Raw genomic sequence first — 24905 nt, forward strand, 5'->3', positions numbered from 1 at the left:
ATCGAACTGTATCCCAAGGAGGACTCAAAATGAACTTTCAATTATCCGAAGAACATGAAATGATTCGCAAAATGGTCCGGGATTTTGCCCGAAATGAGGTTGCACCGACTGCGGCCGAGCGCGATGAGGAAGAAACCTTTGACCGCGCCATTTTTGACAAAATGGCCGAACTAGGCTTAACAGGAATTCCGTGGCCGGAAGAGTACGGCGGCATTGGCAGTGATTATCTTGCTTATTGTATCGCAGTCGAAGAACTTTCCCGCGTCGACGCATCCATTGGGGTAACACTTTCTGCCCACACCTCGCTTGCGGGCTGGCCTCTTTACAAGTTCGGATCTGAAGAGCAAAAACAAAAATACCTTCGTCCCATGGCGGAAGGATCAAAAATTGGTGCCTACGGCTTAACGGAGCCTGGCAGCGGCTCTGATGCCGGCGGGATGAGAACGACCGCTCGCTTGGAGGGTGACCATTACGTCCTGAATGGTTCAAAAATTTTCATTACCAATGGCGGGATTGCGGACATCTATGTGGTGTTTGCGTTAACGGACCCATCCAGCAGACAAAAAGGAACAACCGCTTTCATTATTGAAAAGGATTTCCCAGGCTTCACCGTTGGCAAAAAGGAAAAGAAGCTTGGTATTCGCTCATCGCCGACAACAGAAATCATTTTTGAAGATTGCAAGGTTCCAGTTGAGAACAGACTCGGCCAAGAAGGCGAAGGCTTTAAAATTGCGATGATGACGCTTGATGGAGGCCGCAACGGCATCGCGGCGCAAGCGGTGGGAATTGCGCAGGGCGCACTTGATGCAGCGGTTGATTATGCAAAGGAACGCCACCAGTTTGGTAAGCCGATTGCAGCGAACCAAGGAATTAGCTTTAAGCTTGCGGACATGGCAACAGCGATTGAAGCTTCAAGACTATTAACCTACCAAGCAGCATGGCTGGAGTCGAACGGGCTGCCTTATGGAAAAGAGTCGGCGATGTCTAAATTAATGGCCGGTGACACCGCGATGAAGGTGACAACCGAAGCGGTTCAAGTGTTTGGCGGCTACGGATATACAAAGGATTACCCAGTAGAACGATTTATGCGCGATGCAAAAATCACGCAAATCTATGAAGGTACACAAGAAATTCAACGTCTTGTCATCTCAAGGATGGTAACGAAATAGAAAAGCAGAAATGCATTGAAAGACCAATCATAAAAGGAATTTGAAGGCTCCCCCGTTAAAGAAAGCAGGAAAAATCGAACACCTGCTTTTTTAGGAGGGTGCCGGGAACAAAAGGCGGTTTTGAACGTGACGAAAAAAAGGGAAGTACAGGCTTCGGTCAAGGATGAGCGTCTCGTTGAAAAAAGACGTGATCAAATGATTAAAGGGGCCGTTACACTTTTTAAAGAAAAGGGGTTTCATCGGACGACCACGAGGGAAATTGCAAAGGCGGCTGGATTTAGCATTGGGACGCTTTATGAATACATCCGCTCAAAGGAAGATGTCCTTTACCTTGTCTGTGACAGCATTTATGAGCATGTGAGTGATCGCCTGCAGAAGGACCTCGACAATAAACAGGGGACATTGGCGAATTTAAAGCAAGGGATTGCGAACTACTTCCGGGTGGTAGATGAGATGCAGGATGAGTTTCTTGTCATGTACCAGGAAGTAAAATCGTTAACAAAGGATGCTCTTCCATATGTTCTAAACAAAGAAAAGGAAATGGCGGCGATGTTTGAAAAGCTGCTGATCCTATGTGTGGAAAATGGCGAGCTGGATTTATCAGAAAAACAATTAAAACTTATTTCCCACAACATAATTGTCGACGGACATATGTGGAGCTTCCGCCGCTGGTCCATTCAGAAATTATATACCATCGATGAATATATTGAATTGCAAACCGAGTTGATTTTATCCGGAATGAAGCAAAAAGGGGGAGCATGATGGAGATTTATAAGCCAAAACATCACATCCGATTTGTCACCGCATCCAGTCTCTTTGACGGACATGATGCCTCAATCAATATTATGAGAAGAATTCTTCAGTCAAGCGGAGCAGAGGTCATCCATTTAGGCCACAACCGTTCGGTAGAAGAGGTGGTAAACGCAGCGATTCAAGAGGACGTCCAAGGAATTGCGATATCCTCTTATCAAGGCGGCCATGTGGAATATTTTAAATACATGTATGATTTACTAAAGGAAAAAGGCGCACCGAACATCCGCATATACGGCGGCGGGGGCGGCGTTATTATTCCAAAAGAAATCAAGGAGCTTCATGATTACGGAATTGCTTGGATTTTTTCACCGGAGGACGGCCGGAAGATGGGCCTACAAGGGATGATTAACCGCATGCTTGAGGAATGCGATTTCCCTACCGTCACAACCAATGCGGCGGAACAGATTGAAAAATTACAAGCAGGCGATGCTAATGCGATTGCCAAGCTGATCACGCTTGCGGAGCTACATGTGGATGACAATAAAGAAGTTGCAGCAGCGGCAGAACTTGTTCTCGATCAAGTTAAAACATTAACAAAAACGATTCCGGTTGTCGGGATTACCGGTACAGGCGGTGCTGGAAAAAGCTCGCTGACAGATGAACTGATTCGTCGTTTTATTAATGAGCTTCCAGATAAAAGAATAGCGGTATTATCCGTTGATCCAACAAAACAAAAGACGGGTGGGGCGCTGCTGGGTGACCGGATTCGGATGAATGCGATTTTTTCACCGAATATTTACATGCGCAGTCTTGCGACTCGATCATCGAAAACGGAATTATCCTTGGCGATCAAGGATGCCGTGTCAGTGGTCAAAGCAGCCGGATTTGATCTCGTTATAGTTGAAACGAGTGGAATCGGCCAAGGCGATGCGGAAATCACTGAGATTTGTGATCTATCTATGTATGTGATGACAAGTGAATTCGGAGCGCCATCACAGCTTGAAAAAATTGATATGATCGACTTTGCCGATCTTATCGTGATCAATAAATTTGAACGCAAAGGTTCAGAGGATGCGAAGCGCCATGTGCAAAAGCAATACCAGCGCAGTCATATGCTGTTCGAAAAGGATCCGTCCGAAATGCCTGTGTATGGAACAATCGCCAGTCAGTTTAATGACCTCGGCACCAACGCACTTTTTGCAGCATTAATTGAAAAAATTAATGAAAAAATGGCTTCTGATTGGGAGACCTCCTTTACTAAGGATGCAAAGGTCGAAAAACAAAGTGTCATCATTCCAACCGACCGCCGCTATTATTTACGGGAAATTTCCGATACCGTGCGCCGTTACCATAAAAAAGCGGAAGAACAGGCGGACTTGGCTCGGAAGCTGTTCCAGCTTGAAGGGGCAATTGCCGCTGTTAAGGAGCGAGAGGCTGGCAGTGAAATTGTTGCTTCTTTAGAAGCGATCAAACAAGAAACAGAAGAGCAGCTGACACCGGAATCGAAGAAAATCCTGAACGGCTGGTCAGCAACAACAGAAGCCTATTCAAAGGATCAATTCGTAACGAGAATTCGTGACAAGGAAATTATTACGGTATTAAAATCGAAGAGTCTTTCTGGTCTCAATATTCCAAAGGTAGCTTTGCCGAAATATAAAGATTATGGCGAAATCCTTCGCTGGGTGTACCGCGAAAATGTACCTGGTTCATTTCCGTACACGGCAGGGGTATTTCCGTTCAAGCGTGAAGGAGAGGATCCAAAACGGCAGTTTGCCGGGGAAGGAACACCGGAGCGCACGAACCGCCGCTTCCATTATCTATCGAAGGATGATCCGGCAAAACGATTAAGTACAGCGTTTGACTCGGTTACCCTTTATGGGGAGGATCCGGATCACCGTCCGGATATTTATGGGAAGATCGGCACGAGCGGCGTCAGTGTGTGTACGCTTGACGACATGAAAAAGTTGTACGATGGATTTGACTTATGTCATCCGTCCACATCGGTTTCGATGACGATTAATGGTCCGGCGCCGATTATTTTGGCGATGTTCATGAATACAGCGATTCACCAGCAGGTTCAGAAAAAAGAAGCGGAGCTTGGCCGTGTGTTGACGGTAGAAGAATTTGCTGAGGTTAGAGCCTATACGTTGAAAACCGTCCGAGGTACGGTGCAGGCTGATATTTTAAAAGAAGATCAGGGACAAAACACCTGTATTTTCTCCACGGAATTTGCACTAAGAATGATGGGCGATATTCAGCAGTATTTCATTGACCATCAGGTGCGCAATTATTATTCCGTTTCGATTTCAGGCTACCATATTGCCGAAGCAGGGGCGAATCCAATTTCACAATTGGCGTTCACGCTGTCAAACGGGTTTACGTACGTTGAATATTATTTAAGCCGCGGCATGAAAATTGATGATTTTGCAGCAAACCTTTCGTTCTTCTTCTCGAATGGTTTGGATCCGGAATATACGGTAATTGGCCGCGTTGCCCGCCGCATTTGGGCAACGGTGATGCGCGATAAATATGGTGCAAATGAGCGCAGTCAAAAGCTGAAGTACCATGTGCAAACATCTGGGCGTTCACTGCATGCGCAGGAAATTGACTTTAATGATATCCGGACAACACTGCAGGCGTTAATGGCACTCCATGATAACTGTAACTCACTTCATACGAATGCGTATGATGAAGCGATCACGACTCCAACCGAGGAATCTGTAAGAAGAGCGATGGCGATTCAGATGATTATTACGAAGGAGCATGGTTTAACGAAGAATGAAAATCCGCTTCAAGGTTCGTTTATCGTTGAAGAGCTGACAGATCTTGTCGAAGAGGCCGTTTTACAGGAATTCGAGCGGATTAATGACCGCGGCGGGGTGCTCGGTGCAATGGAAACGCAGTATCAGCGCGGAAAAATCCAGGATGAGTCGATGTATTATGAAATGAAAAAGCATACGGGCGAATTGCCAATTATCGGCGTCAATACGTATTTGAATCCTAATCCTCCATCTGAGGAAGAAGTAGACAATATGGAGCTAGCCCGAGCAACGGAGGAAGAAAAGGAGCTGCAGATTCACAATTTGCGCGAGTTTCAAAGAGCCCATTCGGGTGAGGCAGAACAGGCATTAAAGGCATTAAAAGCTGCAGCGGTCAACAATGGCAACATTTTTGCAGCATTAATGGAGACAGTCAAAGTAGCGAGTCTCGGACAGATTACAAAAGCGCTTTACGAGGTTGGCGGGCAGTATAGAAGAAATATGTAATTTTGGTAGACAATGGCTTGTTTAGTGGCCATTGTCTATTTCTGTCAAAAAGTTTTTTTCCAAATGAAAAATTTTCTTATATAATCATAGTTGTTACATAATAAGGCTCCGGGTGGTGGAACAAATGAAGATGACGTATATGATTGGAATTCTACTTGTTTTTGCCTGGCCCTTATATTATCTCTATGAGCTCCAGCTCGGGGCGGTTTCGTTTCTGCTGCTGGCGATTTTCTTTCTGGTGGTCTCGATCAAGGAGACGAAAAAGCTGCGATTGAATAAGGAAATGAATCCGGAGAGGCAGAAAAGGCAAAAAATCAAGCGAAACAACAGATAGAACTAGCATAAACCCCAAGAAATTGTTTATAATGAAGAATATGGTTTTTTGGAGATTGTCCGTTATTCACTCTATTAGAGTGTTAAATAGAGAAAGGAAGTGCCAATATTGAGTTTAGCACAATACTCAAAAGAGGAATTAAAAGAGCTTTCCCTTATAGAAATGGCTTTTGAATTTTTAAAAAACAGCAAGCAGGCGATTTCATTTCATGACTTGGTAAAAGAAATTTCAGCTGCTGCCGGTATTTCGGAAGAGGAAATACGGTCAAAGCTTGCACAATTTTACACTGATATTAATATTGACGGCCGTTTTCTATCGTTAGGGGACAACCGCTGGGGACTTCGTGTTTGGTACCCAGTTGATACGCAGGAAGAAGAAGTTGTTACAGTTGTGAAACCGAAGAAGAAAAAGGCGAAGAAAGTTGTCGACGAGGATGAACTTGACGATTACGATGAGATCGATGAAGAGGAATACGATGATCTTGACGATTATACCGATGATGAGGATGAAGTCCTTGAAGATGAGGATGTCTTTGATGAGCTTGATGACGTCGATGAGATCGATGAAGATGAAGAGGTCATTGAGGACGATGAGGAATTTGAACTCGAAGATGAAGAACTCGATGATGACCTGGACGAAGATGAGGATGAGTTAGTGGATGAGGATGAGGACTCGAAATAGTCTTGACTTTTCATCGCCACCCTTGTATTATCTTTTTTGGGCTCCTTAAAAAAGGAACGATTCAATTTTTGATGATATGCGCTCCCTTACATTATGTAAGTGGAGCGCTTTTTTGTTGTTTTTAGGGGTAAAAAAAGTTTCACTTCCCCGTCAACCAATCACCTTAGGGTAAGGCGAATTTTTTTTGAAAAATGCCTTAAACTATCTGGATAATGCACAAACTGTAAATATGAGGGGGATTCATTTATGACAAAGTATATTTTTGTAACAGGCGGCGTAGTTTCCTCGCTTGGAAAAGGGATTACCGCAGCATCTTTAGGACGTTTATTAAAAAATCGTGGATTGAACGTAACGATTCAAAAATTTGATCCGTACATCAACGTCGACCCGGGAACCATGAGTCCATATCAGCATGGTGAAGTGTTCGTAACGGATGACGGTGCGGAAACAGATTTGGATCTTGGCCACTATGAGCGTTTTATCGATATTAACTTAAACAAGTATAGCAACGTAACGACCGGAAAAATTTACTCCAGCGTGCTTCGCAAAGAGCGCCGCGGCGATTATTTAGGCGGAACGGTTCAGGTTATTCCGCATATTACAAATGAAATTAAAGACCGTGTATTCCGTGCTGGCAACGAAACGAGTGCGGATGTGGTTATTACCGAAATTGGCGGAACAGTGGGTGACATTGAATCACTGCCATTCCTTGAAGCCATTCGTCAAATTAAAAATGATGTCGGTCGTGACAATGTTCTTTATGTTCACTGTACATTGATTCCGTATATCAAAGCTGCCGGTGAAATGAAAACCAAGCCAACACAACATAGCGTTAAAGAGCTGCGCAGCCTTGGAATTCAGCCAAATATTATTGTCGTTCGTACAGAAATGCCAGTATCACAGGATATGAAGGACAAAATTGCCTTGTTCTGTGATATCGATTCAAAAGCAGTCATTGAGTGCCGTGATGCGGATACGCTTTACTCTGTACCGCTCGCACTTCAAGAGCAAAACATGGACCAAATTGTCTGCGATCACTTAAAATTAGTGACTCCGGAACCAGATATGACCGAGTGGAATGCCTTGGTAGATAAGGTTCTTCATTTATCAAGTAAGACCCGAATTGGTCTTGTCGGAAAATATGTAGAGCTTCAAGATGCGTATATTTCCGTTGTCGAAGCGATGCGCCATGCTGGCTATGCTTTTGACACGGATATTGATATTAAGTGGATTAATGCTGAAGATGTGACAGCTGAGAATGTTGCTGAGTTATTGAGTGATGTTGATGGTGTTCTTGTTCCTGGCGGCTTTGGTGACCGCGGTATTGAAGGGAAAATCGAAGCGACCCGCTATGCACGTGAAAATAAGAAGCCGTTCCTTGGCATTTGTTTAGGTATGCAGCTGGCAACGGTTGAATTTGCCCGTAATGTTCTTGGACATAAGGGTGCACATTCCGCTGAGTTTGTTCCAGATACTGATTATCCAATTATTGATTTACTTCCTGAACAGAAGGATGTTGAGGATTTAGGCGGAACATTGCGTCTTGGTCTGTACCCGGCACGTATAGCGGAGGATACGAAAGCTTTTGCGGCATATGAAGAGAACGTGATTTATGAGCGTCACCGTCATCGTTATGAGTTTAATAATCAATATCGTCAGGAGATGGAGGAGGCAGGTCTTGTGTTCTCCGGTACTAGCCCTGATGGCCGTTTAGTGGAGATTATCGAGCTGAAGGATCATCCTTGGTTCGTGGCATCCCAGTTCCATCCTGAGTTTATTTCAAGACCAAATCGTCCACAACCGCTATTCCGTGATTTTATTTGTGCGACGTTGAAATAAGTTTTTTAGACCATTCCTTGTTGTGGGGAGTGGTCTTTTTTGACGAAACGAACAAAAAGCGACCCGCTATCCAGGCCGCCACAAAACTACTCCTCATATTCCCCTAAAATCTCATCAATCGTAAATTTCAAACCGAAATAGACGAATAAACCAGCCATTGAAGACGGATATCCGTAGCGTCCACCAAGTTCATCGGGAAGCAGCGCCTTTTTCAACCCCAAATCAATATGAACATCCGCTAGTTCTACAAGCTGACCCGCTTCCTCCCCGACACTTGAAACAGCGACAAACGGAATTCCTTTTTCCTGGAGCGCTCTCGCAAGCGTAACAGCCTTCTCATCTGCTGAAGTTCTTGTAAAAATTAACACGCGGTCCGCATCGGTTACCGAAGTCAAATTACCCAGCACTTGGGCACTCTTAAGCGGCTCCGCACCCTCTAAGGCTTCGAACTCTATCGCCTTCAACTCGCGAAATCCGACAAGATAGATGGTTCCATCGCCAACAGGTGCCTGGGCCAGCAATCGTGCCCCATCCTCAAAGGAAAACTCTTCTTTTTCGTCAATTTTTTTAAACAAACCCGTTAATTGAGTAGTAAACATTTTTAACATAAAAACCCTCCTTTTAGCACTTTCATTATAGACTTTTTTGCATAAATGCAAAAATAACAATTGATATTAGCAGGAATTTCAAAATAAAAGTAGAATTATATATGGAATTGAACTAATATATAATATTTAAATGGAACACATCAAACGGGAAGAGGTGGAGTTATGAAAGAGAAAATATTAATCGTAGACGATCAATTTGGAATTCGAATTTTACTTAATGAGGTATTCCAAAAGGAAGGGTACCAAACTTATCAGGCAGCGAATGGCATCCAGGCCCTTGATATTGTAAAAAAGCATGACCCAGATCTCGTTCTCTTAGATATGAAAATCCCTGGTATGGACGGAATTGAAATTTTAAAAAGAATGAAAGTGATTGACCCGGAAATTCGTGTCATCATCATGACCGCTTATGGTGAATTGGACATGATTCAAGAAGCGAAGGATCTTGGGGCCATCACTCATTTTGCGAAGCCCTTCGATATTGATGACATCAGGGCTGCAGTGAAGAAACACATGCCGCAAAAAGCGAATTAGGCCTATTATTATACTGAAAAAACTGTACTACTATTGTTTACGCTTTCATTATGACAGTTTTAAAAATTGGGATAGATTGATGGCAATTCCTCCTTCTTTTTGATATGATACATATGAACTTTTTCTGGTAGTTAAATCTTTTCGAAACATACATAATCCTTAAAATAGAGGGAAAACCTTTATATGGAAGTCTATTGCGAAAAGATACCAGCCTAAATTAAGGAGGAAGAAAAATGCCTTTAGTTTCTATGACCGAAATGCTCCAAAAAGCAAAAGCAGAAGGCTATGCTGTTGGGCAATTTAACATTAATAACTTAGAATTTACTCAAGCTATTCTTCAAGCTGCTGAATCAGAAAAATCACCGGTTATTCTTGGTGTTTCTGAGGGTGCAGGACGTTATATCGGCGGGTTCAAAACTGTTGTAAAAATGGTAGAAGGACTATTGGAAGATTACAATGTTACCGTTCCAGTTGCGATTCATCTTGACCACGGTTCTAGCTTTGACAAATGTAAAGAAGCAATCGATGCAGGCTTTACTTCTGTCATGATTGACGCTTCTCATGATCCATTTGAAGAAAACATCGCAACGACTTCTAAAGTGGTTGAGTATGCTCATTCAAAAGGTGTTTCAGTTGAAGCTGAACTTGGAACAGTTGGCGGTCAGGAAGATGATGTTTCCGGCAGCATTATTTATGCGGATGCAAATGAGTGTGTGGAATTAGTGAAACGTACTGGTATTGATTGCCTTGCTCCTGCTTTAGGTTCTGTTCATGGTCCTTACAAAGGGGAACCAAACCTTGGATTTAAAGAAATGGAAGAGATCGGTAACCTTACAGGTGTGCCATTAGTTCTTCATGGCGGTACTGGAATTCCAACAAAAGATATTCAAAGATCGATTTCGCTTGGAACAGCGAAAATTAATGTAAATACAGAAAACCAAATTGCTTCTGCGAAAGTTGTTCGCGAAGTATTAGCTGCAAAACCAAATGAATATGACCCACGTAAATACTTAGGACCTGCGCGCGATGCCATTAAAGAAACCGTTATTGGCAAAATGCGTGAATTTGGTTCCTCTCAAAAAGCTTAATTCTTGTATACCCTTGAAATAGGCTATTGAAATAGTGTACGATTGTCAATGAAAGCGAAACCGCCCTTCCTAAAGAGGGCGGTTTCAGTGTGTTCGACAAAAACTGAAAATTTTGCCGAAATTCATCGAAAAATTGGAGGGAAACGTTGTGAAATTTTTTATTGATACAGCAAATCTAGATGAAATCCGTGAAGTACATGAGCTTGGTTTACTTTCAGGTGTAACGACAAACCCAACACTTGTCGCAAAAGAAGGAAATATTTCATTTCCTGATCGAATTAGAGAAATTGCCAGCCTTGTTCCCGGTTCGGTAAGTGCAGAAGTTATTGCCCTTGATGCAGAAGGGATGATTCGTGAGGGGAAAGAACTCGCAACCATCGCTCCAAATGTAACAATTAAAGTTCCAATGACACCTGATGGGTTAAAAGCAGTCCATGCTTTTTCACAAGAAGGCATTAAAACAAATGTAACATTGATTTTCAATGCTAATCAGGCACTCCTAGCAGCTAGAGCAGGCGCTACATATGTTTCACCATTCCTCGGAAGATTGGATGATATCGGTCAAGTAGGACTAGACCTAGTTTCACAGATTGCAGAAATCTTTGCTGTGCACGGTCTTGAAACCGAAATCATTGCGGCATCCATCCGCAACCCAATTCATGTAACAGAAGCGGCTTTAAGAGGGGCACATATTGCGACAATTCCATATAAAGTATTGATGGGCTTATTCCACCACCCATTAACCGATAAAGGAATTGAAGCCTTCTTAAAGGATTGGAATGCTCGTTCTAACGCGTAATTTGGAGAAATTTCCAGTAATTTGCTATAACTTTTTTTAATATTAATACATGAAAATAGAATTTTCGTGTAAACTAGAGGATAGACAAGCTGTCGAAATATGCTTATCTTAATTGGAAAAAATTACCTAAAGCCGTTATTGGCATAAATTAAAATATGTCGACCCATGTGTAGGACGTGAGAAAGGCTTAGAAGGGAGTCGAAAATGGAAAAGCTAAAGATTGCGGGCGGTTATCCACTGCGTGGTACCGTAAGGATTAGTGGAGCCAAAAACAGCGCTGTTGCCCTTATTCCAGCGACGATTTTGGCGGAATCACCAGTAACCATTGAAGGATTGCCACATATTTCGGATGTAGACATTCTTAAAGACTTGCTTGAAGAAATTGGCGGAAAGGTTGAGCTGTCTGAGGATGAAATGACCATCGATCCATCAAAAATGATTTCGATGCCACTGCCGAACGGGAAGGTTAAAAAGCTTCGTGCATCCTATTATTTGATGGGGGCAATGCTTGGCCGCTTTAAAAAAGCAGTTATTGGGCTTCCAGGAGGCTGCCATCTAGGCCCGCGCCCGATTGATCAGCATATCAAAGGGTTTGAAGCATTAGGTGCTAGTATCACGAATGAACAAGGCGCCATTTATTTACGGGCGGACGAGCTCCGCGGGGCACGGATTTACCTTGATGTCGTCAGTGTCGGCGCAACGATTAATATCATGCTTGCAGCCGTTCGCGCAAAAGGGCGGACCATCATTGAGAATGCGGCAAAAGAGCCGGAGATTATTGATGTTGCAACTCTTTTAACCAATATGGGTGCGAAAATTAAGGGTGCCGGAACCGATGTGATTCGGATCGATGGTGTTGATAGTCTTCACGGCTGCCGTCATACGATTATTCCTGATCGGATTGAGGCGGGGACTTATATGATTTTAGCTGCCGCTGCTGGCGACGGGGTTCTCATTGATAATGTGATTCCGCAGCATTTAGAATCATTGATTGCCAAGCTTCGGGAAATGGGTGTTCAAATCGAATCCGGTGATGATCAAGTGTTTGTCTCGGGTGCTTCTAATCTAAAGACTGTGGATATTAAAACCCTCGTCTATCCTGGATTTCCAACCGATTTGCAGCAGCCGTTTACGACGCTATTAACAAGGGCCACAGGTTCGAGCGTTGTAACGGATACCATTTATGGTGCCCGTTTTAAACATATTGATGAATTAAGAAGAATGAATGCCAATATTAAAGTAGAGGGTCGTTCAGCGATCATCAACGGTCCTGTCCAGCTTCAGGGGGCGAAGGTGAAAGCAAGCGATTTGAGAGCAGGGGCAGCCCTTTTTATCGCCGGTCTGATGGCGGAAGGGATTACTGAGGTAACCGGGCTCGAACATATCGACCGCGGCTACAGCGAACTGGTTGAAAAATTAAATGGCCTTGGCGCAACAGTTTGGCGTGAAGCGTTAACGAAAGAAGAATTAGAACACCTTAAGAATACGTGATTTTTAAAATATAGATTTTTCGGCCATTGGAACAAGAAACTTACAGTACTAGTACACAACTTAGGCAGCTCTCGGGTGAGAGAATTGGGGGATGGAACTGATGGAAAGAAGTTTATCAATGGAACTTGTCCGTGTAACAGAAGCAGCAGCACTTGCTTCTGCTAGATGGATGGGCCGCGGAAAAAAAGACGAAGCAGATGGTGCTGCAACAACAGCGATGCGTGACGTGTTTGACACCGTTCCAATGAAGGGAACCGTCGTTATTGGGGAAGGCGAAATGGACGAGGCACCGATGCTTTATATCGGTGAAAAACTTGGAAATGGCTATGGACCCCGTGTGGATATCGCAGTTGATCCGCTTGAAGGAACCAATATTTTAGCATCGGGCGGTTGGAACGCTCTTGCCGTTCTTGCGGTTGCTGACCATGGTAACCTTCTTCATGCACCGGATATGTACATGGAGAAAATTGCGGTAGGACCGGAAGCAGTAGGTCTTGTCGATATTAATGCATCGGTTTTGGACAACCTAAAGGCAGTTGCCAAAGCGAAAAATAAAGATATTGAAGACGTGGTTGCTACGGTTCTAAATCGTCCTCGCCACGAACATATTATTCAACAGCTTCGTGAAGCTGGTGCCAGAATCAAATTGATTAATGACGGTGATGTTGCGGGAGCGATCAATACAGCTTTCGATAATACTGGCGTGGACATCCTATTTGGTTCCGGCGGTGCACCTGAAGGGGTAATCTCCGCTGTTGCCCTAAAATGCCTTGGCGGCGAGTTAATGGGAAAATTAGTGCCGCAAAGTGACGCTGAAATCGAACGCTGTATTAAAATGGGGCTTGATGTCAACAAAGTTCTTCGCATGGAGGACCTTGTGAAGGGCGATGACGCGATTTTTGCTGCGACCGGTGTAACGGACGGGGAATTATTGCGCGGTGTTCAATTTAAAGGATCTCATGGTTCTACTCATTCCGTTGTCATGCGGGCGAAATCAGGAACAGTCAGATTCATCGACGGCCGTCACAGCTTGAAAAAGAAACCGAATTTAGTCATTAAATAAAAATGATAGGGAGGCTGGACCCGCAAAGGTCTAGTCTCTTTTCTAAAAACTCCTCCTCTCTAAAATTTTCCAATTTTTAAATAATAGTTGATTAATTTTTCACAAAGGGGGTACAATAGAAATTGTTTTAGACACAAAACTTTCTACAATTCTATTCATTTCTTCATTTACTTTCTCATCCTCCAATCACATATAACTCAAATTGGTGTGAAGAAAATCATAACAATCCCCCGCCGATTTTATTAATATTAATATAACCTGCGGACGAAAAAATCAAATAGAGTGGTGTACAAATGGACTTAACAATATCAAGTTTAGAAAACATGAAGCTGAAGGAGCTTTATGAGCTTGCGCGCGAATATAAAGTGACCTATTACAGCAAATTAACGAAAAAAGAATTAATTTTTGCCATCCTAAAAGCTCGTGCCGAACAGCAGGGTTATTTTTTCATGGAAGGCGTTCTGGAAATTATCCAGTCAGAAGGATTTGGATTCCTCCGGCCGATTAATTATTCGCCGAGTTCCGAGGATATCTATATTTCTGCATCGCAAATCCGCCGCTTCGATCTTCGGAATGGTGATAAAGTATCAGGTAAGGTTCGTCCTCCTAAAGAAAATGAACGTTATTACGGGTTATTACATGTAGAAGCTGTAAATGGGGAAGACCCGGAATCCGCGAAGGAACGCGTTTATTTTCCAGCGTTAACACCTCTGTATCCAAATAGACAGATGAAGCTTGAAACTACCCCAAAATCCCTTTCAACAAGAATCATGGATTTAGTTGCACCAGTTGGCTTTGGCCAAAGGGGCTTGATTGTCGCTCCGCCAAAGGCTGGTAAAACAATGCTGTTAAAAGAAATCGCTAACAGTATCACAACAAACCATCCAGATGTAGAATTAATTGTCTTGCTCATTGATGAACGTCCGGAAGAGGTAACCGACATAGAACGTTCCGTTGCTGGAGATGTTGTCAGCTCAACCTTTGATGAGGTGCCGGAAAACCATATTAAAGTGGCCGAGCTTGTGTTAGACCGCGCGATGCGCCTAGTTGAACACAAACGTGATGTCGTGATATTGATGGATAGTATTACTCGTCTGGCTCGTGCTTACAACTTGGTGATTCCGCCAAGTGGAAGAACGTTATCCGGAGGTATTGACCCGGCTGCCTTCCACCGTCCAAAGCGTTTCTTCGGTGCCGCTCGTAATATTGAAGAGGGCGGAAGTTTAACGATTTTGGCTACAGCATTGGTAGATACTGGATCACGTATGGATGACGTTATTTATGAGGAATTTAAAGGTACCGGTAATATGGAGCTGCACCTTGACCGTTCACTTGCTGAGCGCCGTATTTTCCCTGCACTCGATATCCGTCGTTCCGGAACACGGAAAGAAGAGCTTATTCTTCCAAAAGATCATTTGGATAAATTATGGGCGATTCGTAAATCGATGTCTGATTCACCAGATTTTGCCGAGCGCTTCTTGAAAAAACTAAGACAAACAAAATCAAACGAGGAGTTCTTTGCACAGCTGGGCGAGGAAATGAAGTCCCGCCGTTCGTAGGTAATTATTTTCCATAAACCGTTGCTTGCAAAAGTAAACACTCGTTGTTATAATGGGTACAGTGTGTTTTAAGTATTTCAGTGCCTGTTTAAGACAAGCACTTATGATAACTCTGTTTCGAAAGATTCAGGGCGGAAGGAGCTGAAAAAAATGAAAACAGGAATTCATCCAAATTATAAAACAGTTAAGGTGACTTGCGCATGCGGTAACACGTTTGAAACTGGATCAGTAAAAAATGAGATCCGTGTTGAAACTTGTTCTGAATGTCATCCATTCTACACTGGTCGTCAAAAATTCGCTGAAGCTGGCGGACGTGTTGACCGTTTCAACAAAAAATACGGCCTTAAGTCACAACAACAGTAATTATGAACGCCCAAAACAGGCAAGAGAAATTTTACTTGCCTGTTTTTTATTGAAAAAATATAGATTTTTATTAGGTTTTGCTTTTAGGAAGGAGAGGCCGTTTTATGTATGTAATGAAACAAAGCGGATGGGTTGAGGTTATCTGTGGCAGTATGTTTTCTGGAAAATCAGAGGAATTGATCCGTCGCGTAAGACGCGCTCAATTTGCCAAGCAAAAAATAGCTGTGTTTAAACCAAAAATTGATAATCGCTACAGTGAGCAATCTGTAGTCTCCCATAATGGCTCTTCTTTTATTGCGAAGCCCATTTCCCACTCCATTGAAATTCTGCACCATATCGAGGCAGACATCGATATTATCGCAATCGACGAAGTTCAATTTTTTGATGAAGGAATTGTTCGCATTGTTCAGCAGCTAGCCGACAGCGGCCACCGTGTGATAGTCGCCGGCCTTGACATGGATTTCCGCGGCGAACCCTTTGGACAAGTACCAGCCCTCCTCTCCATCGCTGAACACGTCACAAAACTTCAAGCTGTCTGCACCGTCTGCGGTTCCCCATCAAGCCGAACCCAGCGCCTAATTGACGGCCGGCCTGCATCCTACCACGACCCGATTATCCTGGTCGGTGCATCCGAAGCCTACGAACCACGCTGCCGTCACCACCACGAAGTCCCAAAAAACGCCTATCGTGAACAGGAAGAAGCAGCTTCAAAAATGTAGATATTCGTTTCGACAAAAATCGGGTGGTGCCAGGCACCACCCGATTTTTGTCGAATGGAAAGAATTCTCTTGAGAAGTTAGTGAGGGCATGGGAATGATAGTAATGGAGGTGTAAACATTGAGAAAGTTTATTGTTCCTTCATTATTGCTTACCATGCTCTTTGCGGTGACGGGGTGTGGAAATGAGGCTGCAGATTATGATTTGCGCAAGGATCGCAGTGCCCCGAATGAGATGTCCAATAAGTATAAGAAACCTCTTGTTGGCCAGGATGTTCAGAATCAGAATCCGAATTTTCTTAACCTGGAGGGTACGAGTACCCGTGGTACCGGGGGCGGACAGGATACTGGGATTGATGTGAGGAAGGCGAAAAAGGTTATTCGGGATACGCATGAATTCAGAACGGATTCGGTTTGGATTAATGGTGACCGGATGTGGGTGAATGTTTATAAAAGTGGCATGCTGAATGATCAGCAGCGAGAGGATGCAGAAGCGCGCCTTCATAAGAAATTAGTCCAGGCCTTGCCACGCTACAATATTGAGGTTCGAGTTCAGGAAGACCGCAGATAACATGCTCTGATTTTAGGGCATGTTTTTTTATGTGGTGGCAGTGGCGATTGGCCACAAAAAATTTGTGGTGACAGGGGTAAGGTGTCGCCAATAAACGGGACGGGATAGGCGACAAAATCGAGTGAAGGACAGGGCAAAGTGTGGCCAATAAGCGGGATAGGCGACAAAATGGGGTGAAGGACGGGGCAAAATGTCGCCAATAAGCGGGATAGGCGACAAGATAGGGTGAAGGACGAGGCAAAGTGTCGTCAATAAGCGGGATAGGCGACAAAATGAGGTGAAGGACGGGGCAAAGTGTCGCCAATAAGCAGGATAGGCGACAAAAATGGGTGAAAGACAGGATGAAGTGTCGCCAATAACAAACCCTCAAAATCCTAAACCCGGCCTAATCAAAATTTTTCCCGTAATATTTGGTTTTGACGCATGCATTTCACCTATACTATAATTAGAATGTTATGGACTAAAATTTGAGGTGAAGTAACTGTGTTTGATCGTCTTCAATCTGTTGAAGATCGCTACGAAAGGTTGAATGAACTTTTAAGCGATCCGGAAATTATTAATGATTCAAAAAAATTGCGTGATTATTCAAAAGAACAATCTGATATACAAGAAACCGTACAAACTTATCGTCAATATAAAGAAGCGAAGGAACAGCTTCAAGATGCGAAAGCTATGCTTGAGGATAAGCTTGATGCTGAAATGCGCGAAATGGTAAAAGAAGAAGTTCATGAGCTTGAAGCGCAAATCGAAGAATTGGAAGAGCGGCTCAAAATTCTTCTCATTCCAAAAGATCCGAACGATGACAAAAACGTAATCATGGAAGTCCGCGGTGCTGCGGGCGGTGATGAAGCAGCGTTGTTTGCCGGCACATTATACCGTATGTACAGCCGTTATGCTGAATCACAGGGCTGGAAAACAGAGGTGATTGATGCCAACGAAACCGGCCTCGGCGGCTATAAAGAAATTATCTTTATGATTACCGGGACAGGTGCCTATTCCAAACTAAAATATGAAAATGGTGCCCATCGTGTGCAGCGTGTTCCGGAAACGGAATCAGGCGGCCGTATCCATACCTCTACCGCAACCGTTGCCACTCTGCCGGAGGCAGAAGAGTTTGATATCGAGATTAACGATAAGGATATTCGCTTTGATACCTTCGCATCAAGCGGTGCCGGCGGACAGAGCGTTAACACGACCATGTCAGCCGTTCGTTTAACCCATATTCCGACTGGTATCGTCGCAACCAGCCAGGACGAAAGATCCCAGCATAAGAACAAGGATAAAGCCATGAAGATCTTACGGGCACGTGTATATGACAAGTTCCAGCAGGAAGCTCAGGCGGAGCTTGACCAAGCGAGGAAATCTGCGGTTGGTACCGGTGACCGTTCAGAGCGGATTCGGACTTACAACTATCCGCAGAATCGCGTGACCGACCACCGTATCGGTTTAACGATTCAAAAACTTGATCAAATCATTGAAGGCAAGCTTGAGGAAATTATTGATGCTTTAATCATGGATGACCAAGCAAGAAGATTGGAAAATGCCGCAAATGAGTAAAAAAATTTACGAAGCTCTTCAATGGGCTTCTTCTTTTTTAAAAAGATCTAACCGGGACGAGAATGCCGGCGAGCTTCTCCTCCGCCACTTCACCGGAATGTCGCGGGCCCATTTATTTGCGAATGTCAGAGAGGATTTGGACCCAACTGTTTGGGACCGATTTGAAAAAGCAGTATATGAACATGTCAAAGGCACGCCGATTCAATATATTATCGGCTCAGAGGAATTTTACGGCAGAACGTTTATCGTTAATGAAGCAGTGCTGATTCCACGGCCGGAAACGGAAGAGCTTGTTTATGAAACGTTGAAAAGAGTAAAAAGGCTTCCGAAAGAAACGAAAAAACTTGCCGATATCGGAACTGGGAGCGGAGCAATTGCGATTACGCTAAAGCTTGAGGATCCAACATTAAATGTTTCCGCCTCCGATATTGCCGAGGCTTCACTTAAGGTGGCAAAAGAAAATGCCCAGCTGCTTGGGGCGGACGTCGAATTTTATCTAGGCGATCTGCTTCAGCCTTTTCAGGAAGGGCTTGATGTCGTGATTTCCAATCCGCCTTATATACCTACTGGTGATATCATCACGATGTCTGAAGTGGTAACGGAGCATGAGCCGCACCGGGCGTTGTTTGCCGGGGAGGATGGCTTGGATTTTTACCGCCGCTTTATGGAGGAGCTGCCTCGTGTGCTAGCGCCGGTCGCGCTCGTTGGCTTTGAAATTGGGGCCGGTCAGGGCGAAGCGGTAGCGGAGCTTTTTCAAAAGGCCTTTAAAGACGTAAAAGTGGAGATTGTGAATGATATAAACGGTAAAGACCGGATGGTGTTTGCGGAAATTGGCTTCGGGGAATAGGGCCCCGGAGCTTTTTTGAAAAATATTAAAAATTACTAGTTTAAGATTCTTAGTTTCTGTCCACAATGAGGATATCGAAGGGACGGTGCTAAGAATGCATAGTAAAACATTGATTTGGGCGTATCTTCTAATTTTATCGTTTGGGACGATATTAAGTTTATATATACCGAAAAATGAAGCGATTGCGAAGGAGTCAGTGGTGATTCCAGGGGAAGCGATCCGGCTAAGGATTCTAGCAAACAGTGACGTGCCAGCTGACCAGCAGTTGAAGCGTGAAGTAAGGGATGCGGTGAATGCGAAAATTACCGTTTGGGTGAAGGATTTAACTTCGATTGATAAAGCAAGATCGGTGATTAAGTCGAAGCTGCCGGAAATTCAGGCGATTGCGGAAAAAACAGTTGCGGATAAAGGTTCGAAGCAAGCAGTGCACGTGGAGTTCGGGAAGGTTCAGTTTCCAACGAAGTTATACGGCGAGTTTTTATATCCTGCAGGTGAGTATCAAGCGATTTTAATCACGCTTGGTGAAGGAAAAGGGGCAAACTGGTGGTGTGTGCTATATCCGCCATTATGTTTTCTTGATTTTTCAAATGGAGTTGCGGTGAGCGATGGGTTTGATGAAAAGGTAAAATCGGAGTCGGAAGTTCAGAGGGATTCGGAGAAAGCTAGTGAAAAAGTGGAAGACCAAGGAGAAGAGCAAAAGGCTGTGGCGGCTGAGGAGCGGGAATCTGTGGATACTAAGCAAAGTTCCGTGGTTCCTGATAGTAAGGATGAGCAAAACCCGGTTACAACAACTAGTAAGGTTGAGGAAAAGCCTGTAGAAACAGATAGTAAGGGTGAGCAAAATCCTGTAACAAGAACTAGCGAGGTTGAGGAAAAGTCTGTTACAACGACTAATAATGCTGAAGAAAATCATACTGCAGGTACTAGTGATGTTAAGGAGAAATCTTCACCGGCTACTAGTGGTGTAGAGCAAAAGGCTGAAACCACTGATAAAAATACTGTGGATAATTCTGTGGATGTAAGCAAATCCGAACAGACGGCTCAAGCGCCTGTTTATACCTCTAAAGACGAGGATCCGGTTCAAGTGAAATTTTTCGTAGTAGAATTGTGGAAAAAGCTTTTTGACTAAGAACTCTTTCAATGGGAAGGGTTCTTTTTTTTGCTTTAAAAATAATAGAGTTCATTGTTCTACTTTTCCTATTTTCTCATATTCATAGAATAGAATTAAAAAAATTGGGGTGGAACACGATGCAGGCATTGATTCGCACGGCAACTAAGCAGGATTTGGGGAAATTAAGAGACTTCTTGATCAGGGCAAACCTTGGGACCGACGGACTAACAGACGAAACGATTGAATACTTTTTGCTGCTAGAAAATGCAGACGGACAATTAAAGGGTACGCTTGGAATAGAGGCGTTTGATGGCTTTGGCTTGCTTCGCTCATTGGTGGTCACCCCAGGGCAGGCGGAAAAAGAAATCTTTATTCTTGTGGAACAAATGATGAAGCTTGCGAAGGAGAAGGGGATGGAAAGCTTATTTTTGGCGACGAATAAGCGGGCGGCCCTGCCATTTTTCAATTTGCTAGGTTTTCAAGAGATTGAACGTATGAGATTACCGTCTGAATTGAACGGGTCTGAGCACATTCGACATATTTTAAATGTGGATAACTCGATTTTTCTGAAATTTTCATTGTAGATGTGGATATTCGGGCAAAGTTATCCACTATTTCCACTAAGTTATGCACAATTTGTGGATAAAACTTGTATTTTTCCACACCTTCTTTTATACTTGCAAACGTATAATGTGAAAAATATGAGTCTAGGTGCCTAGATTCGGCAAATTTCGATAGAAGTTTTGTTTTTATATAAAGGTGGATAACTATGAACACAAAAGTTTGGAAAGTGGATAACTATGTGGATATCTTAGAAAATAATCCACATATTGTGGATGCAGCACATTTTTTACGAGAAAATGAAGTGGTTGCGCTCCCGACGGAAACGGTTTACGGCCTTGGCGGGAATGCGGAGAGCGATGTGGCGGTCGCGAAGATTTTTGCGGCAAAGGGCAGACCTGGGGATAACCCGTTAATTATTCATATTGCGGATCGGGAGCAGTTGTGTCGATTTGTGGCGGAAATTCCGGAAACGGCGGAGCGCTTCATGGAGGCATTTTGGCCGGGTCCATTGACGATTATATTTAAAAAGAAGGAAGGCGTGCTTTCGGAAAAAGCAACTGCTGGTCTTGACTCAGTTGGAGTGAGGATGCCGGACCATCCGGTCGCGCTCTCGCTGCTTAAGGCATGCGGTCTGCCGATTGCGGCACCAAGTGCGAATAGTTCAGGAAAGCCAAGTCCGACACATGCTGAGCATGTGATTGAGGATTTGCAAGGGAAAATTGCCGGGGTGTTAGATGCGGGTCCGACCGGAGTTGGTGTCGAGTCGACCGTTGTGGATTGCACGGAGGCGGTTCCGGTTATTTTGCGGCCGGGCGGTGTGACAAAGGAGCAGCTTGAGAAAGTGATTGGGGAGGTTCGGATGGATCCAGCGCTTGAGAGTGGTGCCAACGAAGGTGGATTGAAGCCGAAATCGCCTGGCATGAAATATCGTCATTACGCACCGAATGCTCCGCTTTATTTAGTCGACGGGAGCCGGCCGTTTCTTCAGAAGCTTGTGGATGAAAAACAGCGTGAGGGTTTGTGTGTCGGCGTTCTGACGACGGAGGAGAATAAGAGTGAATTTTCGGCGGATGTTGTGATTGCTTGTGGACAAAGGGCTGAACTTGAAACGGTTGCAACGGAGCTTTATGATACATTGCGGCGATTTAATTTGGAAAAGGTCGATGTGATTTTTAGTGAAATATTCCCGAGGGGCGGAGTTGGTTTGGCGATCATGAACCGGCTGGAGAAGGCTGCAGGGAATAAGGTTATTTCGGAATAGTTGTTTTTGGGAGCACCTGGGGGGACTGGGTGCTTTTTTTGGTTGCTGGGGGCGGCTGCTTTGAAAAGTGGCGGCAAATATATCGGGTATAGTGGAAAATAAAGTGGAGAAAGTGGGAAAAAACATAGAGAAAGCGACAAATAAAGTGAGTGAAGTGGAAAATAACTGAAAGAACTGCTCAAAAGGGTAACTAAAATTTATAGTTTTAGGGGGAGATAATTCATTTCCAGGTGGAAAAATTGTTCAAGGCCCTGTTTTGAAGTGAAAATAACAAGATTGGCAAATAAAGCAGTCAAAGTGGCAAATAAACTGGCCCGAGTGGACAATAAAATCTCATTCTCCAATTTCTCAGGTCTGACTTCTAAACGGCAGTGGACGTGCATATGTTGAAATAGCAAGTCCAAGGGGGCGGAGAAAGAATGTCAGCAATGATTGGAGAAATCCTTACACTCGTAATAATGGCACTCGCACTAGGTATGGATGCCTTTTCAGTTGGCCTCGGCATGGGGATGTACAACCTCAGACGTCGGCAAATTTTTAAAATCGGTCTGACCATCGGACTTTTTCATGTCTGGATGCCGCTCGTAGGAATCCTGGCCGGGAAATTTTTATCGGCAAAATTCGGTACCTTTGCGTCCCTAATCGGCGGTCTGCTGCTCATCATTTTAGGAGTGCAGATGATCTGGGGCAGCTTCAGAAAAGGCGATGAAAAAGTGATGACCCCAGTTGGGTTTGGTTTAATTGTTTTTGCCCTCAGTGTGAGCCTCGATAGTTTTTCCCTTGGCCTTACTCTCGGAATATATGGTGCCAAAACCATTATGGTTATTATATGCTTTGGGATTGTAGCAACATTGCAAACATGGGCGGGTCTCTTGCTCGGCAGAAAGGTACAAGGCTGGATTGGCTCCTATAGCGAGGCGCTTGGCGGTACCATCCTACTAGCTTTTGGGATAAAATTGCTCCCACTTTTTTGGTGAAGATGGCAGTAATTTGTTAAAATATTAGAAAGAAAGGGGGGCAAATAACATGCGGCGCATTTTATTTGTTTGTACGGGAAATACGTGTAGGAGTCCAATGGCGGAAGCGATTTTGAAAAATAAAGACCTCGAAGGCATTGAGGTTCGCTCAGCAGGGGTTTTTGCGGTTGACGGCAATGAGGCTTCAGCACATGCCAAGCAGGTGTTGGAGGAAAATAAAATTGTACATAATCATCAATCCAGTTTGCTGACCGGAGAGGAAGTAGGTTGGGCGGACCTGATTTTGACGATGACGGAATCTCATAAGGGAGCTATTTTGAATTACTATCCGGAATCGGCGGCCAAACTTTTTACCCTGAAGGAATACACCGGCGAGACCATCTTTCAAGATGTGAGCGATCCCTATGGCGGAAATGTCTCCATCTACCGTGAAACCTTTCAGGAGCTTGAACAATTAATTGATAGAGTCATTGAAAAAATAACGAAGAATAAGTAAGAACTGCTCTCCATCTAAATGGGGGGCTTTTTTACGATAGCAGGAACTTTATCTTTTTCTCCGGGTATGTCAAAATGAAGGCAGAGTAAATTTAAATCTGGGGGTATTTTTATGAAGGTAGCATTGGCATCAGATCATGGCGGCGTGAATATTCGCAAAGAAATCGCTCATTTACTGGACGAATTGGGCATCGAATATCAGGACTTTGGCTGTGACTGCGAAACATCCGTCGATTATCCCGACTATGCCCTGCCGGTTGCGGAAAAAGTAGCAAACGGCGAGTTTGACCGCGGCATTTTGATTTGCGGCACCGGCATTGGCATGTGTATTGCGGCAAACAAAGTAAAAGGAATTCGTGCGGCAATTGTTCATGATACATTCAGTGCAAAGGCAACACGTGCCCATAATGACAGCAATATTTTAACAATGGGAGAACGCGTGATTGGCCCGGGGCTTGCGAGAGATATCGCGCAGATTTGGCTGACAGGCGAGTTTGAAGGTGGCCGACATGCCAATCGCGTCAATAAAATTACTGAAATTGAAAATAAGCATCTTTAATATCCCAAAATAAGGGGCGAAAATCATGATCAAGAAGTGGGAACAGGAATTAGAAGCGATACTGTCAGAGTTTAACGACCAGGCCGACTTAAAACCGGGTCAGCTCTTGGTGGTCGGTTGCAGTACAAGCGAGGTCATGGGCGAAAAAATCGGCACATCCGGTACGTTAGAGGTTGCGGAAATGATCTTTCGCCAGTTAAAACAATTTCAGGAGCAAACTGGAATTCGTTTGGCCTTCCAATGCTGCGAGCATTTAAACCGTGCATTGGTGATCGAAAGGGCAACAGCGGACGAACGGAGATTGGAAGAAGTTTCGGTTGTGCCCGTACGAAAAGCAGGCGGGGCGATGGCAACGTACGCTTTTGAAAAAATGACGGATGCAGTCGTCGTGGAATTTATCAAGGCGGATGCGGGAATTGATATCGGACAAACCTTTATCGGCATGCATTTAAAACATGTCGCTGTACCGGTTCGCGTGAAGCAAAAAATGGTGGGTCATGCTCACGTAACACTTGCAAGGACGCGGCCAAAACTGATTGGCGGGGAAAGAGCAGTGTACGAGCGAAAAAGTGAGAATTTGAGCTGTAGCTAGTGAGCTTTTTTTCATGAAAGCAATTCCAAAAATTCAAATATTCTTTCTTTTTTGATAATCGAAAAACTGTGTTAAAATGAGGTTGATTTTTAAACTGATAGCGGATTT

Annotated in this window: 25 protein-coding genes; 24 read left to right on the forward strand and 1 reads right to left on the reverse strand. The window is 44.1% G+C overall.

The genetic code is table 11. The features are described from left to right. Nucleotides 1-29 precede the first annotated feature (29 nt). The 6 genes from M028_RS0103370 (at nucleotide 30) to M028_RS0103395 (ending at nucleotide 8042) form a co-directional block, all read left to right on the forward strand. Nucleotides 30-1169 carry an acyl-CoA dehydrogenase gene (locus M028_RS0103370; RefSeq protein WP_026572652.1) on the forward strand — a complete coding sequence of 380 codons (1140 nt, stop codon included), beginning with the start codon at nucleotides 30-32 and terminating at the stop codon, nucleotides 1167-1169. A 126-nt stretch (nucleotides 1170-1295) separates the two neighbouring features. Beyond that, nucleotides 1296-1931: a TetR/AcrR family transcriptional regulator gene (locus M028_RS0103375; protein WP_035423698.1), complete on the forward strand. Its 636-nt coding sequence runs from the start codon at nucleotides 1296-1298 to the stop codon at nucleotides 1929-1931. After that, nucleotides 1928-5188 (forward strand): fused isobutyryl-CoA mutase/GTPase IcmF, encoded by a 3261-nt coding sequence (gene icmF, locus M028_RS0103380; RefSeq protein WP_026572654.1) that lies wholly within the window; start codon nucleotides 1928-1930, stop codon nucleotides 5186-5188. The genes M028_RS0103375 and icmF overlap by 4 nt, the downstream gene beginning before the upstream one ends. A 124-nt stretch (nucleotides 5189-5312) precedes the next feature. Continuing rightward, entirely contained in the window at nucleotides 5313-5522 is a 210-nt protein-coding gene (locus M028_RS29325; RefSeq protein WP_035423699.1) for a hypothetical protein, read from the forward strand. Between the two features lie 108 nt (nucleotides 5523-5630). Beyond that, nucleotides 5631-6203: a DNA-directed RNA polymerase subunit delta gene (rpoE, locus tag M028_RS0103390; RefSeq protein WP_026572655.1), complete on the forward strand. Its 573-nt coding sequence runs from the start codon at nucleotides 5631-5633 to the stop codon at nucleotides 6201-6203. A gap of 246 nt (nucleotides 6204-6449) precedes the next feature. Continuing rightward, nucleotides 6450-8042 carry a CTP synthase gene (locus M028_RS0103395; RefSeq protein ID WP_026572656.1) on the forward strand — a complete coding sequence of 531 codons (1593 nt, stop codon included), beginning with the start codon at nucleotides 6450-6452 and terminating at the stop codon, nucleotides 8040-8042. Between the two features lie 86 nt (nucleotides 8043-8128). Here M028_RS0103395 and M028_RS0103400 read toward each other — a convergent pair whose 3' ends face one another. After that, nucleotides 8129-8650 carry a DUF2529 domain-containing protein gene (locus M028_RS0103400; protein WP_026572657.1) on the reverse strand — a complete coding sequence of 174 codons (522 nt, stop codon included), beginning with the start codon at nucleotides 8648-8650 and terminating at the stop codon, nucleotides 8129-8131. A 162-nt stretch (nucleotides 8651-8812) separates the two neighbouring features. On the opposite strand from M028_RS0103400, the gene M028_RS0103405 reads away from it, so the two are divergent. The 18 genes from M028_RS0103405 (at nucleotide 8813) to M028_RS0103495 (ending at nucleotide 24797) form a co-directional block, all read left to right on the forward strand. Next, nucleotides 8813-9184 carry a response regulator gene (locus M028_RS0103405; RefSeq protein WP_026572658.1) on the forward strand — a complete coding sequence of 124 codons (372 nt, stop codon included), beginning with the start codon at nucleotides 8813-8815 and terminating at the stop codon, nucleotides 9182-9184. Between the two features lie 233 nt (nucleotides 9185-9417). Then, nucleotides 9418-10272 carry a class II fructose-bisphosphate aldolase gene (locus M028_RS0103410; protein ID WP_026572659.1) on the forward strand — a complete coding sequence of 285 codons (855 nt, stop codon included), beginning with the start codon at nucleotides 9418-9420 and terminating at the stop codon, nucleotides 10270-10272. 148 nt (nucleotides 10273-10420) lie between these two features. Further along, on the forward strand, nucleotides 10421-11071 hold the full coding sequence (fsa, locus tag M028_RS0103415; RefSeq protein WP_026572660.1) for a fructose-6-phosphate aldolase: 651 nt from the start codon (nucleotides 10421-10423) through the stop codon (nucleotides 11069-11071). Between the two features lie 204 nt (nucleotides 11072-11275). After that, nucleotides 11276-12562: a UDP-N-acetylglucosamine 1-carboxyvinyltransferase gene (locus tag M028_RS0103420; RefSeq protein WP_026572661.1), complete on the forward strand. Its 1287-nt coding sequence runs from the start codon at nucleotides 11276-11278 to the stop codon at nucleotides 12560-12562. Between the two features lie 100 nt (nucleotides 12563-12662). Continuing rightward, nucleotides 12663-13625 (forward strand): class II fructose-bisphosphatase, encoded by a 963-nt coding sequence (glpX, locus tag M028_RS0103425; RefSeq protein WP_026572662.1) that lies wholly within the window; start codon nucleotides 12663-12665, stop codon nucleotides 13623-13625. 293 nt (nucleotides 13626-13918) lie between these two features. Next, a complete protein-coding gene (rho, locus tag M028_RS0103430) occupies nucleotides 13919-15184 on the forward strand; it encodes a transcription termination factor Rho (protein ID WP_026572663.1) in 1266 nt (421 codons plus the stop codon). A 150-nt stretch (nucleotides 15185-15334) separates the two neighbouring features. Beyond that, nucleotides 15335-15547: a 50S ribosomal protein L31 gene (gene rpmE / locus M028_RS0103435; RefSeq protein WP_026572664.1), complete on the forward strand. Its 213-nt coding sequence runs from the start codon at nucleotides 15335-15337 to the stop codon at nucleotides 15545-15547. A 104-nt stretch (nucleotides 15548-15651) separates the two neighbouring features. Next, nucleotides 15652-16266, forward strand: a complete 615-nt coding sequence (locus tag M028_RS0103440) for a thymidine kinase (protein WP_026572665.1) — start codon at nucleotides 15652-15654, stop codon at nucleotides 16264-16266. Nucleotides 16267-16384: 118 nt separating this feature from the next. Beyond that, nucleotides 16385-16834 carry a hypothetical protein gene (locus tag M028_RS29330; protein ID WP_035423700.1) on the forward strand — a complete coding sequence of 150 codons (450 nt, stop codon included), beginning with the start codon at nucleotides 16385-16387 and terminating at the stop codon, nucleotides 16832-16834. A gap of 483 nt (nucleotides 16835-17317) precedes the next feature. Further along, complete coding sequence (prfA, locus tag M028_RS0103450; RefSeq protein WP_026572666.1) at nucleotides 17318-18391, forward strand: peptide chain release factor 1; 1074 nt, start codon at nucleotides 17318-17320, stop codon at nucleotides 18389-18391. Next, nucleotides 18384-19238, forward strand: coding sequence for a peptide chain release factor N(5)-glutamine methyltransferase (gene prmC / locus M028_RS0103455; RefSeq protein ID WP_026572667.1), 855 nt, complete (start codon nucleotides 18384-18386; stop codon nucleotides 19236-19238). Before prfA ends, prmC begins: the two co-directional genes overlap by 8 nt. Nucleotides 19239-19332: 94 nt before the next feature. Next, on the forward strand, nucleotides 19333-20367 hold the full coding sequence (spoIIR, locus tag M028_RS29335; protein WP_035423701.1) for a stage II sporulation protein R: 1035 nt from the start codon (nucleotides 19333-19335) through the stop codon (nucleotides 20365-20367). Nucleotides 20368-20486: 119 nt separating this feature from the next. Continuing rightward, nucleotides 20487-20933 (forward strand): GNAT family N-acetyltransferase, encoded by a 447-nt coding sequence (locus M028_RS0103465; RefSeq protein ID WP_026572668.1) that lies wholly within the window; start codon nucleotides 20487-20489, stop codon nucleotides 20931-20933. Nucleotides 20934-21118: 185 nt separating this feature from the next. Then, nucleotides 21119-22174 (forward strand): L-threonylcarbamoyladenylate synthase, encoded by a 1056-nt coding sequence (locus M028_RS0103470; protein ID WP_026572669.1) that lies wholly within the window; start codon nucleotides 21119-21121, stop codon nucleotides 22172-22174. A gap of 419 nt (nucleotides 22175-22593) precedes the next feature. Continuing rightward, a complete protein-coding gene (locus M028_RS0103480) occupies nucleotides 22594-23151 on the forward strand; it encodes a manganese efflux pump MntP (protein WP_026572670.1) in 558 nt (185 codons plus the stop codon). A gap of 49 nt (nucleotides 23152-23200) precedes the next feature. Continuing rightward, nucleotides 23201-23647 carry a low molecular weight protein arginine phosphatase gene (locus M028_RS0103485; protein WP_026572671.1) on the forward strand — a complete coding sequence of 149 codons (447 nt, stop codon included), beginning with the start codon at nucleotides 23201-23203 and terminating at the stop codon, nucleotides 23645-23647. 111 nt (nucleotides 23648-23758) lie between these two features. Continuing rightward, nucleotides 23759-24205: a ribose 5-phosphate isomerase B gene (gene rpiB / locus M028_RS0103490; RefSeq protein WP_026572672.1), complete on the forward strand. Its 447-nt coding sequence runs from the start codon at nucleotides 23759-23761 to the stop codon at nucleotides 24203-24205. Nucleotides 24206-24230: 25 nt separating this feature from the next. Continuing rightward, nucleotides 24231-24797: a TIGR01440 family protein gene (locus M028_RS0103495; protein ID WP_026572673.1), complete on the forward strand. Its 567-nt coding sequence runs from the start codon at nucleotides 24231-24233 to the stop codon at nucleotides 24795-24797. The last annotated feature ends 108 nt before the right edge of the window (nucleotides 24798-24905 follow it).

Source organism: Bacillus sp. UNC438CL73TsuS30, assembly GCF_000482325.1.
In the GTDB taxonomy this organism is placed as follows: Bacteria; Bacillota; Bacilli; order Bacillales; family Cytobacillaceae; genus Neobacillus.